The following is a 16,357-nucleotide window of genomic DNA, read 5'->3' on the forward strand; positions in this document are numbered from 1 at the left end:
GACATATCCTCCTATTTCATCAGTTCAATTAATTTCTCTGCTGCCGCTTCGGCAAATGCAGGATCGTTGATATTACAGTCCATTTCTTCTATTTTCACTACATCGGTGTTCACTTTGCTCTTTAGGGTGTTGAACAGCACCTGGTCCTCTGAAGGCCCGTAGAATGCCCCGCCTTGCGTATCGATGGCGGATACCCCTTTTAACGGGAGCATCAGCACGGTTTTTTCCGTTGCCATATTCAGTTTTTCCGCAAGCTTTTCACCGATCTTTGCATTTTCTTCCTTGGTCGTACGCATCAACGTAACCATCGGATTATGTTTATACAGATTCCGTCCGGCGAATTTCTCCGGCACTGTGTCGAAGGGTCCGAAATTTACCATATCCAGGGCCCCTACTGATACCACCTGGGGAATTCTGCACTGTGAAGCCGCTTCGCTGCGGTGAGGGCCCGCGTTCAGGACGCCTCCGACCAGCTCGTCACACCACTCCGTGGTCGTCAGATCCAGCACACCCTTGATGAATCCGGCGCGGATCAGCATTTCCATGGATCGCCCTCCGATTCCTGTGGCATGGAATACCAGCACCTCGTAACCGCGTTTCTCCAGATATTCCCTCGCATGGGTAATGCAGGGTGTCGTCACTCCGAACATAGTAGCTGCGATCAATGGCTTCTCCGGCACTGTTTTTTTATTTTCGAAGCTCACCATACCTGCGATGGCAAATACCGCATTGGTAAATATTTTTACCGAAATGCTGTTTAATCCTGCCACATCCACGATCGACGGCATCATGACGATATCGCTGGTTCCCACATACTGCTGCGTGTTCCCGGATGCCATGGTAGATACCATAACTTTCGGCACACCGATGGGCAGCGCCTGCATGGCCGGCGTCACCAGAGCCGTTCCTCCGGAACCTCCGAAGGATAATATTCCATCAAACTTCCCCTCATCGTAAAGCCCCGGCAGAAGCTTTTCCATCCCCTTAGACAGCACTTCCATAGCCCATGCCCGGTCTTTTCCGGCTGCAACTTCTTCTATCTTCTCCCCTGCCGCTGCCGCCAGTTCCTGATTGGAGACATCCGGCGTAAACGCCGGTTCAAATACCCCTGTATGTATCATATAGGCCTTCAGTCCTATGCTCTCGATCAGATCTTTCACATAAGCGAATTCTTCCCCTTTTGTATCAAAGGTTCCTGCTACCGCTATTGTTTTCAAATGCCTTCCTCCTTTCATTCTGTCCTTCGTAAACGGGTTGTGGTGTTCAGCTTATTCCTCTGTCCAACCCGTTCCTTGCACTACTTGTTCTGCTGCCCAGCCCGTTTCTGCCGCTCGGCTCGTTCTGCTGCGTTTCCCGGTGAAATTTATCCTTTCTGCATTTTCTGATCCGGCCGGATATTTCAGAATTCCATTTGCAGAATTCCCTGTCTCTTTTTGTGTTTGGTCTATGGAACAGGTCGTATGTTCCTGTTTATAAATAAAAGAAACAGTAAATGCTGATAAGTACATTTTACTGTTTCTCTCTTTATTAGTAAATGTGGTTATGTTTGTATCTTATGTGGTTATATTGGTTTTTCACCGTCGTTCTTTTGGAAATTCATGTGTTTATATTAGATTTCCTAAAATCCGTCGGTGATGCTCCTTTGTATTTTTTAAACATCTTGCAGAACTGGGCATAATCCGTATATCCAACCATGTTTGCCACTTCAACGAACGGAATCCCCGTATCTTCCATGAATTCTGAGGCCCGGTCCATCCGAAACCGCACCAGGTATTCGCTGAAACTCATCCCCTCCTCTTTTTTGAACAGGGTGCTCAGATAGGAAGAGGAAATATGAGCCGCCATCGCCAAATCCCCAAGATGAATCTGGCTTCGGTAATTTTCCTGAATAAATTGTTTGACGTAATTAATGTAGTCATAATTCCGGCCATTTCCCATAAGCACCTTATATACTACATTATCCTCGTCCAGGCTGCCCGGGGTCTTATAGGCCCGGGTCACATTCAGAATCGCCTTTTCCGCCGGAATCCGTTCAAAAGAAGATCCGCCGATAAACCCCTGACACTCCGTGGTTTCATAGAAATACTGCATATCAATAGGTGTTTTAATCGGACCTCCGTATACAACTTTGATCACATCTGTTCTGCCTTTGCACACAGCAAAGATTCTTCTGGCCAGCATGGCTGACTGTTCCAGGGATACGACCTTCTTAGGCCCCAGCACGCCTCCTGTGGTCAGTCCCAGATGAGCGCAGATGATATCCGCTCCGGCATCCAGCATCTTCTTCGCCTGTTCCTCGTCAAACACATAGGCAATGGTCAGCAGGTCCTGAAACCGGGCGATCCGTATCGCTTCCACCTCCCGGTCATAGGTTACCTGCTCTTCCTCCAGCGCTTCCCGGAAATGTCCGTCGATCAGGCCTACCGTGGGAAAATTGTTAATACCTGCGAATCCAAGCTCTTTGATTTTCGATATGTATTCATACAGATGGACCGCCGGATCACTGGCATTGATTCCAAAGATTACGGGCGTGTCCGGAATCACCGGCAGAAGTTCCCGGGTGGCAAATTCCATGACAATGTCATTACTATTTCCATAACACAGAAAACAGCACAGGGAGCTTCTGCCCATCTGCCGGAACCGTCCCGCGCTCAAGGCCAGGATCAGATCCGCCCCTCCCAGCACCGTGTATTTGGACGTCATTCCGCTTCCGGTGGCGACACCGATAATATGACCGTTGACATGGATCTGGGCGTGCAGTTGTTTTAATATCTTTTCCCGATCAGGCATTTTACCACTCCATTTCCGTGCTCCTTAGATGGTCACATGATTCGTATCTATCTTACGCCAAAGCTTGTCTTATTATAACTTATCGTTTTCCGCTATGAGCACTTAGCGCTTTATTTTGTGTGTATATTCTCATGAATGGTCTTAAGAATGGGTTCTAATTCTAATACAGGGATCTGTCCCGGCGCCGATGCCTGCTTCGCCGCTCCAAAGGTCACACTGGAGCCGAATTCCTCCCCGCACAGCCGGCTGATCAGTCCTGTCCCTCCCATAGACATGGTAATCACCGGGCGGTCTGCATATCTGGTTACCATCTCCTGCGTCGCATCCAGAAGAGCCAGTACATCCCGTCTGCTCCGGGGCATAACGGCCAGTTTGAGGATATCCGCACCTGCCTCCTGCATTCTTCGAAGTCTGGATATCATGTCTTCTTTTGATGGAGTGCCCTGGAAATCATGACTCGACGCAATAACCTTTACATCGGCCTTATGGGCTGTCTCCAGACACTTTTCCATGTCCTCCCCTACGGTAAAAAATTCAATGTCCACCAAATCAATCAGCCCGGTCCGGACCGCCCGGATCACAAGCTCTGTGTAATCCGCGGCTGCGACAGCCTTCTCTCCTCCTTCCATAGCCGTGCGGAATGTAAATAGAAGCGGCAGATCGCCTGCAGCCTTTCTTAACTTTACCAAAACCTCGTTTACCCGTTCAAAAACAAATACGTCTGTAAACCAGTCTGCACGCCATTCCACGATATCCACCGGCAGGCCGGACAGTTCTTCTGCCTGCGTTAAGATCTCTTTTTCCGTGGTACCTGCAACAGGCACACAGATCTTCGGTATCCCTTCTCCGATTTTGACATTGCGTACGATTACCGGGTTCATGTAAATTTCCTCCATCTGCTTTACTTGACCGGTATTTCTCCAGTCGTTTTATTTATAAGGCAGTTCTTCTGCCTGTCTGTCCGCTAAAAATTACTGTAACCGTTTCTGCTCTTTTCCACTGGTAAATTATAGCACGTAACCATACTCTGCTCAACGAATATATCCCAGTGGTATTTACCACTTAATTTCTCATAACCCATGAATCAGAATCTGCTCCCCGGTCCCGGTGGTGTCATATCCCCCCATCTCTTTAAGCTTCATCCGGAATGCCTGGCTTTTCAACACATCCAGGAATGCCTGTATATGGGGAAGTTCGAGGGCCTTCGGATAAAGCGCAAAGTCGTATTCCTCCGCTCCGATCGGCAGGAAATCCAGATCCATAGCTTTCGCGGCCGACTGAATCCCCATTCCCGCGTCTGCCCCGTCGCTGCCCACCAGAGCCGCTACAGCCATATGGGTGGATGCCTCATGGGTGTATCCGTCTATTTGCGCAGGCGTAAGCCCGTTTTCACCAAGCAGATAGTCGAACAGGATTCTGGTTCCGGCCCCCCGCTGCCGGTTCACGTACCGGCGGCCCGGCAGGTCACTGATTCCTCTGATATTCAAGGGATTTCCCTTTTTCACGATCAATCCCTGAATCCGTTTCACACCCTTGATCAGCAGAACCGGCTCGTGAAAAAGTTCTTCCAGATATGATCTGTTATATATACCTGTCTTCTGATCCAGCAGATGGATCGGTGCCACATGGGTCTCGCCCCGCCGCAGAGCCATCAAGCCTCCCATACTCCCCACGTGAGTACTGCTCAAAAACATATGGGGATGCAGGTTCGGCATCAGATCCGACAGGACATCCAGCAGCAGGTCATGACTTCCGATCACCATCACCGTATGCTCGATTTCTGAAAGGCTTCGGAACAGCTCTACCTGCACCGTCTCTCCTGCTTCCATGCCTTCCCTGTTCTGGTCTATGACACAAAAGCCATCCGCACGCACCAGGGACATGGCCGCACCTGCGCCTCTGGCTAACGGTGCGGCGATCAGCTTCCCATCTACCTTTCCAATCTTTACTCTGACGTACTCTTTATATTTCAGGCTGGAGATCAGGCGTCTGGACAGCACCGCTTCGGTACGGCCTGCCGGCTGCCGGTTCGACCCCAGGTAAAGATCCAGCACAGGGATTACAAAATTCTGAAATCCAATGAAGGCAGACACCGGGTAACCCGGAAGCCCGATTACCGGTTTCCCGTCTACAACAGCAAGAATCACCGGCTTCCCAGGTTTTATCGCCACACCATGGATGATCACCTGTCCCAGCTCTCTAAGCACATGCACGGTATAATCCTCCATTCCTGCGCTGGACCCTGCATTTACCAACACCATATCATGTTCCCGGACTGCCGTAAGGATCGCTTGCCGAAGCAGTCCATAATCATCCGGGACCGGCGGCAGGCGGAAGGGCAGCCCTTCCTGCTCTGTAACCATATTCTCAAACATCCGGGAATTCGATTCGATGATCTCCCCCTCCCGCGGTTCCCGTCCCGGCTCGATGATCTCTGAACCGGTAGGGATCACTGCCACCAGCGGCCGCCGGACCACCTCCACCTTCTGAACCCCTCCCGCTATCAATACGCCTATATCAACCGGACGAATCCTATGCCCTCCAGGCAGGATCATTTCACCGGCCACGATATCCTCCCCAATGGGCCGTACATGCTGCCAGGGAGACGCCGATGCCAGGATCCGAAACCTGGACGGATCCGGTGTCTCCACAAGATCTTCCGCCATGATTACCGCATTGCAGGGCGGCCTGATCGGATCACCTGTATCAATCAGCTGGCAGTTCTCACCGATCACCAGCTCCACCGGTTCCCGTTCCGAAGCTAGATTCGTGATTTCCGCCTTGACGGCGACACCGTCCATCGCTGCTGAATTGTAAAGAGGAGAACAATATTTTGCATAAACTGCCGATTTCGTCACCCGGTTCAGAGCTTCCGTCACCGGTATCGTCTCATAGCTGACACCGACACACTCCTCTAAAGCCTTCCGGTAGATCTTAACCGCTTCCTCTGCCGGAGTATTATTCAGATAAAGATTCCGTTTCTCCATCTTGTCCTATCCTTTCCTAACAAACTATCGATACAACCGAGCCTTTATATCGGCCACACACAGACCCTCTCCCCAGTGTGCAGCCCTTCCCGGTTAACCGGTATCATCGTAAAGCCGTCCGCTTCCGTCAATGTCGTGATGAGCCCCGACTTTCCAAATACCGGCCTGGCCAGATATCCGTCCCCGCCGGGCAGAAGCTGTACCAGCTGGCATGTCTCCCTCCCCGGCGCCCCCGGCACATTACATTCCATCTGCGCCTTCATACAGACCGGTGGCTTTTCTCCCCGAAGCTGCTTCAGGATCCTGCCGAACAACAGGACAAACACAAGCATCGCAGCTGCAGGGTGCCCGGGCAGCCCGGCCAATATCGTCCGGCTGGACTCATCATAACCCAGAATCGTTGGTTTCCCCGGCTTTAACGCCAGGCCATGGGTAAATACTCCCGGCTTGGCCAGCTGGTCGATCACCTCTGCGGTAAAATCCCTGTTTCCCTGTGAACTGCCTCCGGAGAGCAGCACCAGATCGCTGCCGCGCATGGCTGAATAAATCGTACGGGAGAGCTGCTCTCTGTCATCTTTAATAAGCTCGGTATGGATTACGTCACAGCCATATTGGCGGGCCAGCGTTTTCAGTACCCCCGAATTGATATCCCGCATCTGTCCAGGCCCCAGGGGCTCCCCCGGTTCCACCAATTCATCACCTGTGGACAAAACCGTAACACGAAACGGTGCAAAGACCGGGATTTCTATGATCCCTGCCGCCAACAGTCCTCCGATCTCCTGCGCACGGACTTCGGTCCCTTTTTTCAGAAAGACAGATCCTCCACGGATATCATCTCCCACAGGAACCACATCCCTGCCCGGTGATACCGGCTGTCCGACCGCGATCTGTCCCGTGCCGAAAGGCTCACAATACTCTATCATCACCATGGCATCCGCCCCCTCCGGAATCATACCCCCGGTGGGAACATAGGCACACTGGCCGCTTTGTAACCGATGCTTGGGAACTTGTCCTGCGTCCACCTCTTCCACCACTCTCAACAAAACCGGAAGAGCCTCCGCCGCCCCCTGCGTATCCTGAGCCAGAACTGCATATCCATCCACAGTGGAGCGCCGGAAACCCGGTATATCCTCAGCACTTACTATGTCACCAGCCAGGACTCTTCCCACTGCTTCCTCTGTTCGGATCTGCTGCGTATTAAGAGGCAGCATTACCGCCGCCCGAAGCAGTTTCTCCATAGCTTCGTCCAATGTATCCACTCTCAGCAGTTTCATATTTTCCTCCATGCATACGTTTTTCCGCACATATCATTTACCACGGGCATACCTGTATGCCGTTTGATTCACGGCATTACTATGGAAATACCTTTCAGGTACGATCCAATGATTCCCGGTCCAGGAAAGCCCTAAGCCTTTCCTCCCCGCAGTTTTTAAGCAGCTCCCGGGCAGGGCCGCTGACCACCAGTTCCCCCTGTGACAGAAAATGAATCTGATCACTCATACGGTATATATGGGAGAGCTGATGACTGATCAGCACCCAGGTCACGGCAGACTGCTCCTGTATCTCCCGGATCCACTGTTCGAACAGCTTTACACTGTCCGGATCCAGATTCGAAAGGGTTTCATCAACGATAATAAACTTCGGCTTCAGGATCATAGCGCGGATCATGGACAATTTCTGCCGTTCCCCTCCGGACAGGCTGCCTGCGTACTGGTCTTTCTTTTTCCACAACCCACAGCGGGTAAGCCACGGCCTGATATCAGATTCTTCAGGCTTCTCTCCCCGGAGCTTCAGGGGATACACCACATTCTCATAAACGCTGGTATGCATCAGATAAGGCCTCTGGGAAGTCATGGTGATCTCCCTTCCGGTGAGCCCTTCCCTGTCGATCCGCCCGGAATCCGGAGTCAGGATCCCCATCATCAGCTTTGCCAGCGTGGTCTTTCCGCAGCCGTTACCGCCGATCAGTCCGTGAATACATCCGTCCTCCAGCTGTAATTGCGGAATCCGAAGGCGGAAATCTCCGACCTGCTTTTCGATATCAGTCATTTTCAACGGATATTTCCTCCTTTCGGAAAAAATCCGCCAGGCATTGCAGGAGAAAAGCCATAAGCAGCAATATAAGTCCCAGCGCCACTCCCTCTGTAAAGATTCCCTGGCTTTTCAGCAAAGATATGGCCGTAGTCATGGTACGGGTATTTCCCTTAATATTTCCTCCCACCAGCATGACCGCTCCCACTTCACTGATGGAACGCCCGAATCCTGAGAGAATGGCAAAATAGATCTCATTTTTCATTTCCCGGAGCATCAGCCAGTTCGTCTGCATCGGATCCGCTCCCATCGTGACGGCGAAATTACGGATGGCGGGCGCGGTACGCACGGCGTAAGAATAGACCATCCCGCAGATAATCGGTGTAATAATGAGGGTCTGCGCCAGCACCATGCCTTTGATCGTGAACAACCACCTAAACGCCCCCAACGGTCCCCGCCGCATCAGAAGCATGTATACCAGCAGACCGATCACCACCGGCGGCACTCCCATCAAGGTCCTGTTCATCCGCACCAAGATACGTTTTCCTGGAAACCGGTGCTTCTCCAGCAGCAGTCCCAGCGGTATCCCCAGCAAAGCGGAGACCGCAGTGGAACAGACTGCCATCTGAAATGTCACCTGAATCGAGCTGAATACTCCTACATTGGAAAATGTCTCATTGATCCATTGTTCAATCGCGTTCATTTCCGGCCCCTTTCACTGCCTCCCTATTTTCAATAACTTTCTATTAAAAAGAGTTTCGCTTGCGAAACTCTCCGCCTGCGGCGGGCCGCGTAAGCGGCATCTTCCTTTCCGCCGCAGTGAGATCCCCCGGAGGGTATTTTTATTCCATAGGCGCACTTTCCTATGGAATGAAAAAGAGTTTCGCTTGCAAAACTCTCCGCCTGAGCGGGCCGCGTAAGCGGCATCTTCCTTTCCACCGCAGTGCGATCCCCGCGGAGCGTTTTTTATTTCATAGGAGCACTTTCCTATGAAATGAAAACAGCGCCGCATCCGCAGGAATACCTCTGTCCTACGCGGATACGGCGCTATGCATCTTCGTATGATTTAAGAATCGGTTCCGGCATTGGGCACGAAGAGCGCCTGCCCGTATTCTTCCACACCGTACTCACCGATCAGCTGCTGCACCTTTTCAGAGCAGATCCAGTCGATGAAATCATTGGCTCCCACGTTGTTGATATCAGGATATTTATCCGGATTCACCGCGATCACCCCATATTGATTCAGCAGGCTGGAATCCCCCTCGCAGACGATCTCCAGCTCCAGCGGTACCGTGGCATCCTTCTTCATCTTCAGATACGTTCCCCGGTCTGTCAGGCAGTAAGCCTTCCTCTCATCCGCCATCGTGAGTGTGGCACCCATTCCCTGTCCGGACTCCACATATTCCGGATCATTCGCGGGATCAAGCGCCAGCTTCTTCCAGATCTGTTTTTCCTTCTTATCTGTCCCGGAATCATCTCCGCGGGAGACGAAAGGAAGCTGATCCTTGATAATCTGCGAGAAAACGGCTTCTATATTATCTGTATGCGCGATCGGTTCTGCCGGCCCCGCCACGATAAAATCATTGTACATCACCGGGAAACGCTCCACCCCGTAACCGCCTGCCACAAATTCTTCTTCACTGGCCTTCGCGTGAACCAGCACTACGGCTACGTCGCCGTTTTCACCCATTTTCAGGGCTTCTCCCGTACCAACGGCATTCCACTGCAGATCCCAGCCAGTATCCGCAAGGAATATGGGCTTCAGATAATCAAGCAGCCCCGTATCATCGGTACTGGTGGTAGTGGCCATCAAGAGCACCCCTTTTTCTTCCACAGGAGTCTGCTCCGTTTCCGCCGGTGCCGCACTCTCCACCGGAACAGCAGTCTCTTTCGGCGGTGCTTCGGGCACCTCAGTTGCCGCGGGTTCTGCCGGACCGGCCGGCGCTTCTTCTTTTTTTCCACAGCCTGCAACGGCAGCTGCGATCATAAACAGGCCCAGAATAAGTGACAGGAACTTTCTTGTTTTTATCATAGTAACCCTCCCTTAAAACATTAGTATTGCAGGGCCTCCCTGCTGTTTGATTTCCTGTTTTTATCATACAGGAATTTTCTGGTAAATAAAAGCTTATTTCGTACTTCCTGCGACTTTTTCGATCAGCTCTTCACAGATATCCGACACATCCCTCCCGTCGGTATCTATGATAATATCTGCCGCTTTCAGGTATTTCGGCCGCCGTTTTTCCAGAAGCCCGGCGATAAATTCCACATTCATATTATGATTCAGAAGCGGGCGGTCCCGGCTGTCCTTAACCCGCTCATAGATCGTCTCCGGCCTGGCCGTCAGCAGCACGATTTTCCCGGTTTCCTTCATCAGCCTGACATTCTCATCCTGAAGGGCCATGCCGCCGCCGCAGGATATGATCAGATTTTTCCGTTTCTGAAGCTCGACCAGCAGCTGGGTCTCACAGCGGCGGAAATAGGCTTCACCGTCCGTTTCGAAGATATTGGCAATGCTCCTGCCCTCCCTCTGCTCGATCAGGCGGTCTGTATCGATCTCCTCCACGCCCAGTGCTTTCACCAGATAGGATGAGATCGTGCTCTTACCGGTTCCCATGAAACCTACCAGCAGGATGTTGCAGGAGAATAGGGACTGTACCCGGACGTTACCTCCGTTGTCTGTATTCACCATCATATCATTGGTATCCATCGTATGAATCTCCATTTACCTTATTATTAATTATTATAAAGATCTGTAACGGATATATTATAGCAAGATACTTATTCTTACACAATTACTTTTTCAATTTAATGTAATAAATTCCGCCGCTGCGTCCCTCATTCCCCAAAATCCGCCCGGTAACTCAGCAGCAGATCCACCATCCGACCATAACTCTTCACCCCGTCACTCTGTGAATTGGCCTTCAGATAAGTATCATTAAACTTATCATAAGTCTTCGCCACCAGACCGTCATATTTACTCCACCACTCATTATGATGCACCAGTTCACGATTCGCCGTATCACACAGTTTCGCACGGATCTCAGAATAAGCCTCAGGGTCATCCTTCGCCAGCGCATTCGTACTGTAGATATAAGCCAGCAGATCCCCGCTGTACCGGAATTCCGGGCTGTCCGACTCCTGGCAGGCCAGGTACGCGATAAAATTCGCCTCATCCTCCCGCATAAACCCCTTCAGATGCGACAGCTCATGGCACATGGTGGATGGTATGCTGTAAGCCGGCATATCCCTGTTATAATTGGCCTCCACCGTCAGGAAATACACCCCCTGCAGTTTCTCATAAGACATCACGAAGCTCGACAGGATCGGCTTCGGCAGCGGATAATACCCATCCAGGCTCTCATACCGGTCTCCCAGCTTCCTCATAGAAGCGCTTGCCTCCTTTTTGACATCATCCGGCAGCGCGCATAACCCATCCGCATCCGTTTCGATCAACTGTGCTTCCCGGTTGATCTCCTGCGTAAGCCATTCGCACAGCTTTGTAAGCTCCGCCTTTGTATACTCTTTCATCTCAAATCCGGCTTCCTGGGAGAACGGATATCGGTAATAATTAACCCCACAGTTCAGATTAAAAATCAAAATTAGAATGACGCCCCCGTGCAGAACAAAAACACCTGCGTCCCTTCCCATTTTCCGGTAACGGTAAGTTCCCTTCCTGATTCGGATCACACTCACTGTCAGCCATATCACCACCAGCAGAATTCCTCCATAGATCAGGAATTCCCCCACGGAAAAAGGCAGCACACTGAACAGCCTTCCCACCGTATTCACCCACAACGGATAGATATTCACCGCATACCATTCACCGAACCAGGCGGTCTGCCTGGACAACACCTGCATCAACAAACTAAGCGCTATAAGTGTTCCCAAAAGTAGTCCTCTTCTTTTCCAGTTGATTTTTTTCATTTGTATTCACTCCTGTCTGAATCTATCATTGACACTCCATGGATTTCAATTTACCATGGGCTATCTATTTTAATTGGTATTTTATTTGATATAAAAATACCGCTGCACGCCGGCTTCAAAGTACGGCTGTCCCGGCAGTCTTACACGACCGCCCGCGTAGTCCTATATTTGTATTTGACACAAAGGTCTGCTACTACTTATAATAACAGTATTAGCAGGATAGGTTAATCCTGTATTTTTGCCGGTACTTATAGAATAGCAATACCTGAATAAAATAGCAATCAAGTTACTATGAGGAAGGGGATTTTATGCAGCAAAGAGAGAAGTTTTCATCCCGTCTGGGTTTTATCTTTTTATCCGCAGGATGCGCGATCGGTCTTGGGAATGTCTGGCGTTTCCCATATATCACCGGTAAATACGGCGGCGGAGCTTTTGTACTTATTTACCTGTTTTTCCTGATTATCCTGGGTCTGCCGATTATGGTGATGGAATTTTCCGTGGGAAGGGCCAGTCAAAAGAGTATCGGACGATCCTTTCACGTTCTGGAGCCAAAAGGAAGCAAATGGCACATTCACGGATATTTCGGACTGGCCGGTAATATTCTGCTGATGATGTTTTATACTACCGTGGGCGGCTGGATGCTGGCTTATTTTTTCAAAATGGCGGCGGGAGAATTCCAGGGGTTGACGCCCGATGCCATCAGTCATAAGTATAGCGCTTTGACCAGTAATACCCCGGAGATGATCCTGTGGATGCTCGTCATCGTGATATTGGGCTTTGTAGTCTGTTCTTTCGGCCTTCAGCGGGGTGTGGAACGGATTACCAAATGGATGATGGCCAGTCTGTTTCTCATCATGCTGGTGCTGGCAGTCCGGGCCTTCACGCTTCCGAATGCGGCGAAGGGGTTGTCCTTTTATCTGCTTCCCGATTTTAATAAGATCAAAGAGACCGGGGTGGCCAATGTCATATTTGCCGCTATGGGACAGGCTTTTTTTACATTAAGTATCGGAATCGGATCTCTGGCCATCTTTGGCAGTTATATAGGAAAAGAACACCGTCTGACCGGGGAAGCTCTCAATGTGGCTGTCCTGGACACTTCGGTTGCGCTGATCGCGGGGCTTATTATATTTCCCTCCTGTTTTGCTTTCGGTGTCAATCCGGGAGAGGGGCCTGGGCTTATATTCGTAACCCTGCCTAATGTGTTTAATTCCATGCCGGGCGGCAGGCTCTGGGGCTCTTTGTTCTTTTTGTTTATGTCCTTTGCCGCGCTCTCCACCGTTATAGCGGTATTTCAGAATATCATGTCCTGCTTTATGGACCTGTGGAACTGGAGCCTTAGGAAGGCGGCGCTTGTCAACGCGGTTCTGATCATCGTCCTATCCTTTCCCTGCATTCTGGGAATGACCGTCTGGAAAGACGTTTCCATCCTGGGTTTTGACATACAGGGATTTGAAGATTTCCTGGTCAGCAATAACCTGCTGCCGCTGGGTTCCCTGGTATACCTGCTGTTCTGCGTTACCCGCTATGGATGGGGATGGGATAACTTTATCAAAGAAGCGGATTCCGGCACAGGCATCCGTTTCCCCCGCAAACTCAGGTTCTACTTTACCTTTGTGCTTCCGGTAATTGTTTTGTTTATCTTCATACATGGATATTACAGTCTGTTAAAATAAAGTGCATGATACACCGTCAGGAGGAGTCATCTATGTTAAATCGAAGCAGGGCGCGTACTGTTAGAATTCCATTATTTTTCCTGCTTTTCCTTATTCTGATCATATCAATCCGTCCGAGCGTTTTTGCCGCCCAGGAGGAAACTCCGATTGCCGGAAATGATATCGATCAGTCTGAGAAAAAAGTTTTGAGTGTCGGCCTGTCGGATTCAAAAGGTCTGAGCTTTCTCGATGAATATGGGAATCCCACCGGTCTGATTGTGGACTATCTAAATGAAATTTCCAAATACACCGATTGGAAATATGAATATCACTTCGGCACTGCTGAAGAAATATACGATGAATCCCTGAATGGTAAATTTGACCTGATGGGAGGTGTATATTATGTCCCGAGCCTGGAAGCATACTACGGATTTCCGAAATACAGCATTGGTTCTAACAAGGCTGTTCTTTATGGTCGAAAAGATGACAGCCGTCTGAAGAGTTATGATTTAACTTCTCTGAATGGGATGACCATCGGAGTTTATGAGCAGGCAAAAGAAAAAATACGCCGTTTAAAGGAATTCCTGAACTTTAATGATCTGAAATGTGAGCTCAGGTATTACAGCCATGATGATATGGTGTCGGAATCACTCTATACCTATCTGGAAAATAAGGATATTGATCTTTTATTGGGCAATGATATGGAAAATGCCTCGCAATTTCGCTCTGTCGCCTCTTTTGACGCGCAGCCCTTTTATATTACTACCAGGCCGGGAGAACAGGAGATCCTGGACGGTCTGAACATGGCAATTGAAAAAATTCTGGATTCCACCCCCCGCTTCAATGAAGAACTCTATACGAAATACTTCACTGACTATAAGGAAACGGATGTCCAGTTTACAGATGAGGAATTGGCCTACCTATCTGCCAACGGCAACCTGAAAATCTCAGTGGTAAAGAACTGGCATCCTTTCTACTGCCTGGACAATAACAGCGACCATCATGACGGATTGGTGCCCGATTTATTAGAATTAATCTCCGAGGTTTCCAGCCTTCATTTTACCTATGTATATGCCGACACTTATGCGGAATCCATCTCCCAGGTGCAGAACGGGGAAGCTGACCTGTTGGGCTGGTATCTGGATTCCGCTGCCTATTCCGAGACCCAGAATCTGGCTTTGACCAGCTCTTACCTCACTTTGAATAACATGGTGATCAGAAATAAATCCGTCTCCTATCCCGGGAATCATTTAACCGGGGGAATCATGGAAGGCCGCTCCCTCCCCGGCGAGATAAGCGCCTCGGACATCCGATACTATCCTACCTCCTTTGAAGGTGTAGAGGCGGTCAGCCGGGGAGAGATTGATTTTTTCTATGGTCTGTCCTCCTCACTGGAACAGGAAATCCAATCTCATCAATTCCTGAATATATCGCCGATCACTTTGTCCAATAAAAGCACGGTGGTTTCTTTTGCCATGGCCAGACCCATTACACCGGAACTGATGACCATATTAAACAAATCCATCTCGGCGATCTCCAACGAAAATCTGGATTCCCTGATTGACCGGAATATGGTCTCTATAGGCCGTACTGAAATGTCGCTGAAAGAGATGATCTATGCCAATCCCTTAGCTTTCATCGGTATATTTTCATTTATTCTGCTTCTGATCGTCGTGGTATTTCTGATCGTAGTCCGCTCCCGGGTAAGAAATACTCTGATGCAGAACGAGTTAAAAAAGGCGGAAGCGGAAAGCAAAGCAAAAGGTGATTTTTTGTCCCGTATGAGCCATGAGATCCGAACTCCCATGAATGCCATCGTGGGGCTTACGGATCTAACCTGCATGTTGGACGAGGTTCCCCCAAAAGTGAAGGCAAACCTGAAAAAGATCCGTTCCTCCTCCCAGTATCTTTTGTCTCTGATTAATGACATACTGGACATGTCCAGAATAGATAACGGGATGCTGACTATCGCCGCGGATTCCTTCTCCCTGAAACATATGCTGGGAGATATCGTAGAGATGATGAATGTGCAGGCAGAACAAAAACAGCTCATTTTAGAATATAGCTGTTCCACTGAACATGATCGGCTGATCGGTGATCCTATCCGGCTTCGTCAGGTACTGATTAATCTTTTGTCCAATGCTGTCAAATTCACTCCGGCTGACGGAAAGGTGGCCTTTCATATCGATGAAACCTCTGGAGATGAACGATCCGGCTCATACCGTTTTTCCGTACAGGACACAGGCATCGGTATCCCTTATGGCTCGCAGGAGCAGATTTTCGGTGCCTTTGAACAGCTGGGTGCCAATGTTTCCAAAAGTGCCGGAACCGGACTTGGCTTACCGATCAGCCGTAACATTGTATATCTGATGGGCGGTGACCTAAAACTCAGAAGTGAACCGGATAAAGGTTCCGAGTTCTATTTCAGCCTTACCTTCCCATTTGACACCAGTATACCTGCCTCATCGCCGTCAGACGATGCCTCCATGCCTCTTAATGGACTTCGCGTCCTCCTGGCCGAAGATAATGATCTGAATGCTGAGATCGCCACAGACCTTCTGAAGATGCAGGGGATAAACACCGAACGTGCATCGGATGGCCTGGAAGCAGTACGGATGTTTTCAGAAAGTCCGCAGGGATATTACAATCTGATTCTTATGGATATCCAGATGCCTAACAAAAACGGCCTGGATGCCGCTGTTGAAATACGGGCCTGCGCTCATCCGGACGCCTCTTCCATTCCGATTATTGCCATGACTGCAAATTCCTTCCAGGAGGATGTGGAAGCCGCGATAGATGCAGGAATGAACGACTTCATTCCCAAACCGGTTGATTCGGAATATCTGTTCGAGGTCATAAGAACACATCATTTAGCTCTTAAAGCAGAAACTTAAGGCACCAGCAAAGACCAGAACGGTTGTACTCCAGTTGAGGCGAGTAAAAAAAGGAAGCTAAAATGCTTCCTTTTTTTCA

The 16,357-nt window shown here is 49.9% G+C and carries 13 protein-coding genes; 2 read left to right on the top strand and 11 right to left on the bottom strand.

The window, feature by feature from the left end; genetic code table 11:
- Positions 1-11 precede the first annotated feature (11 nt).
- The 11 genes from KTH90_RS04620 to KTH90_RS04670 form a co-directional block, all read right to left on the bottom strand.
- On the bottom strand, positions 12-1,217 hold the full coding sequence (locus KTH90_RS04620; RefSeq protein ID WP_158349915.1) for a Tm-1-like ATP-binding domain-containing protein: 1,206 nt from the start codon (positions 1,215-1,217) through the stop codon (positions 12-14).
- 51 nt (positions 1,218-1,268) lie between these two features.
- Positions 1,269-1,508 (bottom strand): hypothetical protein, encoded by a 240-nt coding sequence (locus KTH90_RS04625; RefSeq protein WP_158349916.1) that lies wholly within the window; start codon positions 1,506-1,508, stop codon positions 1,269-1,271.
- Between the two features lie 88 nt (positions 1,509-1,596).
- Positions 1,597-2,790, bottom strand: a complete 1,194-nt coding sequence (locus KTH90_RS04630) for a phosphoenolpyruvate hydrolase family protein (protein WP_158349917.1) — start codon at positions 2,788-2,790, stop codon at positions 1,597-1,599.
- A 110-nt stretch (positions 2,791-2,900) separates the two neighbouring features.
- The gene (gene aroD / locus KTH90_RS04635; RefSeq protein WP_158349918.1) at positions 2,901-3,671 is read right to left on the bottom strand and encodes a type I 3-dehydroquinate dehydratase; all 771 of its coding nucleotides are present in this window, start codon (positions 3,669-3,671) and stop codon (positions 2,901-2,903) included.
- 189 nt (positions 3,672-3,860) lie between these two features.
- Positions 3,861-5,777 carry a molybdopterin biosynthesis protein gene (locus tag KTH90_RS04640; protein WP_158349919.1) on the bottom strand — a complete coding sequence of 639 codons (1,917 nt, stop codon included), beginning with the start codon at positions 5,775-5,777 and terminating at the stop codon, positions 3,861-3,863.
- A gap of 44 nt (positions 5,778-5,821) precedes the next feature.
- Positions 5,822-7,051, bottom strand: a complete 1,230-nt coding sequence (locus tag KTH90_RS04645; RefSeq protein WP_158349920.1) for a molybdopterin molybdotransferase MoeA — start codon at positions 7,049-7,051, stop codon at positions 5,822-5,824.
- 94 nt (positions 7,052-7,145) lie between these two features.
- A complete protein-coding gene (locus tag KTH90_RS04650; protein WP_238726367.1) occupies positions 7,146-7,826 on the bottom strand; it encodes an ATP-binding cassette domain-containing protein in 681 nt (226 codons plus the stop codon).
- Positions 7,819-8,511 carry an ABC transporter permease gene (locus tag KTH90_RS04655; protein ID WP_158349922.1) on the bottom strand — a complete coding sequence of 231 codons (693 nt, stop codon included), beginning with the start codon at positions 8,509-8,511 and terminating at the stop codon, positions 7,819-7,821. Before KTH90_RS04655 ends, KTH90_RS04650 begins: the two co-directional genes overlap by 8 nt.
- Positions 8,512-8,874: 363 nt before the next feature.
- Positions 8,875-9,840, bottom strand: coding sequence for a substrate-binding domain-containing protein (locus KTH90_RS04660; protein WP_238726341.1), 966 nt, complete (start codon positions 9,838-9,840; stop codon positions 8,875-8,877).
- A 93-nt stretch (positions 9,841-9,933) separates the two neighbouring features.
- Positions 9,934-10,515, bottom strand: coding sequence for a shikimate kinase (locus tag KTH90_RS04665; protein WP_238726342.1), 582 nt, complete (start codon positions 10,513-10,515; stop codon positions 9,934-9,936).
- A gap of 128 nt (positions 10,516-10,643) precedes the next feature.
- A complete protein-coding gene (locus tag KTH90_RS04670; protein WP_158349923.1) occupies positions 10,644-11,732 on the bottom strand; it encodes a DUF3810 domain-containing protein in 1,089 nt (362 codons plus the stop codon).
- 308 nt (positions 11,733-12,040) lie between these two features.
- Between KTH90_RS04670 and KTH90_RS04675 the strand changes: the two genes are divergently transcribed.
- Complete coding sequence (locus tag KTH90_RS04675) at positions 12,041-13,405, top strand: sodium-dependent transporter (RefSeq protein WP_158349924.1); 1,365 nt, start codon at positions 12,041-12,043, stop codon at positions 13,403-13,405.
- Between the two features lie 32 nt (positions 13,406-13,437).
- Positions 13,438-16,278 carry an ATP-binding protein gene (locus KTH90_RS04680; RefSeq protein ID WP_238726343.1) on the top strand — a complete coding sequence of 947 codons (2,841 nt, stop codon included), beginning with the start codon at positions 13,438-13,440 and terminating at the stop codon, positions 16,276-16,278.
- The last annotated feature ends 79 nt before the right edge of the window (positions 16,279-16,357 follow it).

Origin of the sequence: Diplocloster modestus (assembly GCF_019042245.1) — a bacterium.
Lineage (GTDB): Bacteria > Bacillota > Clostridia > Lachnospirales > Lachnospiraceae > Diplocloster > Diplocloster modestus.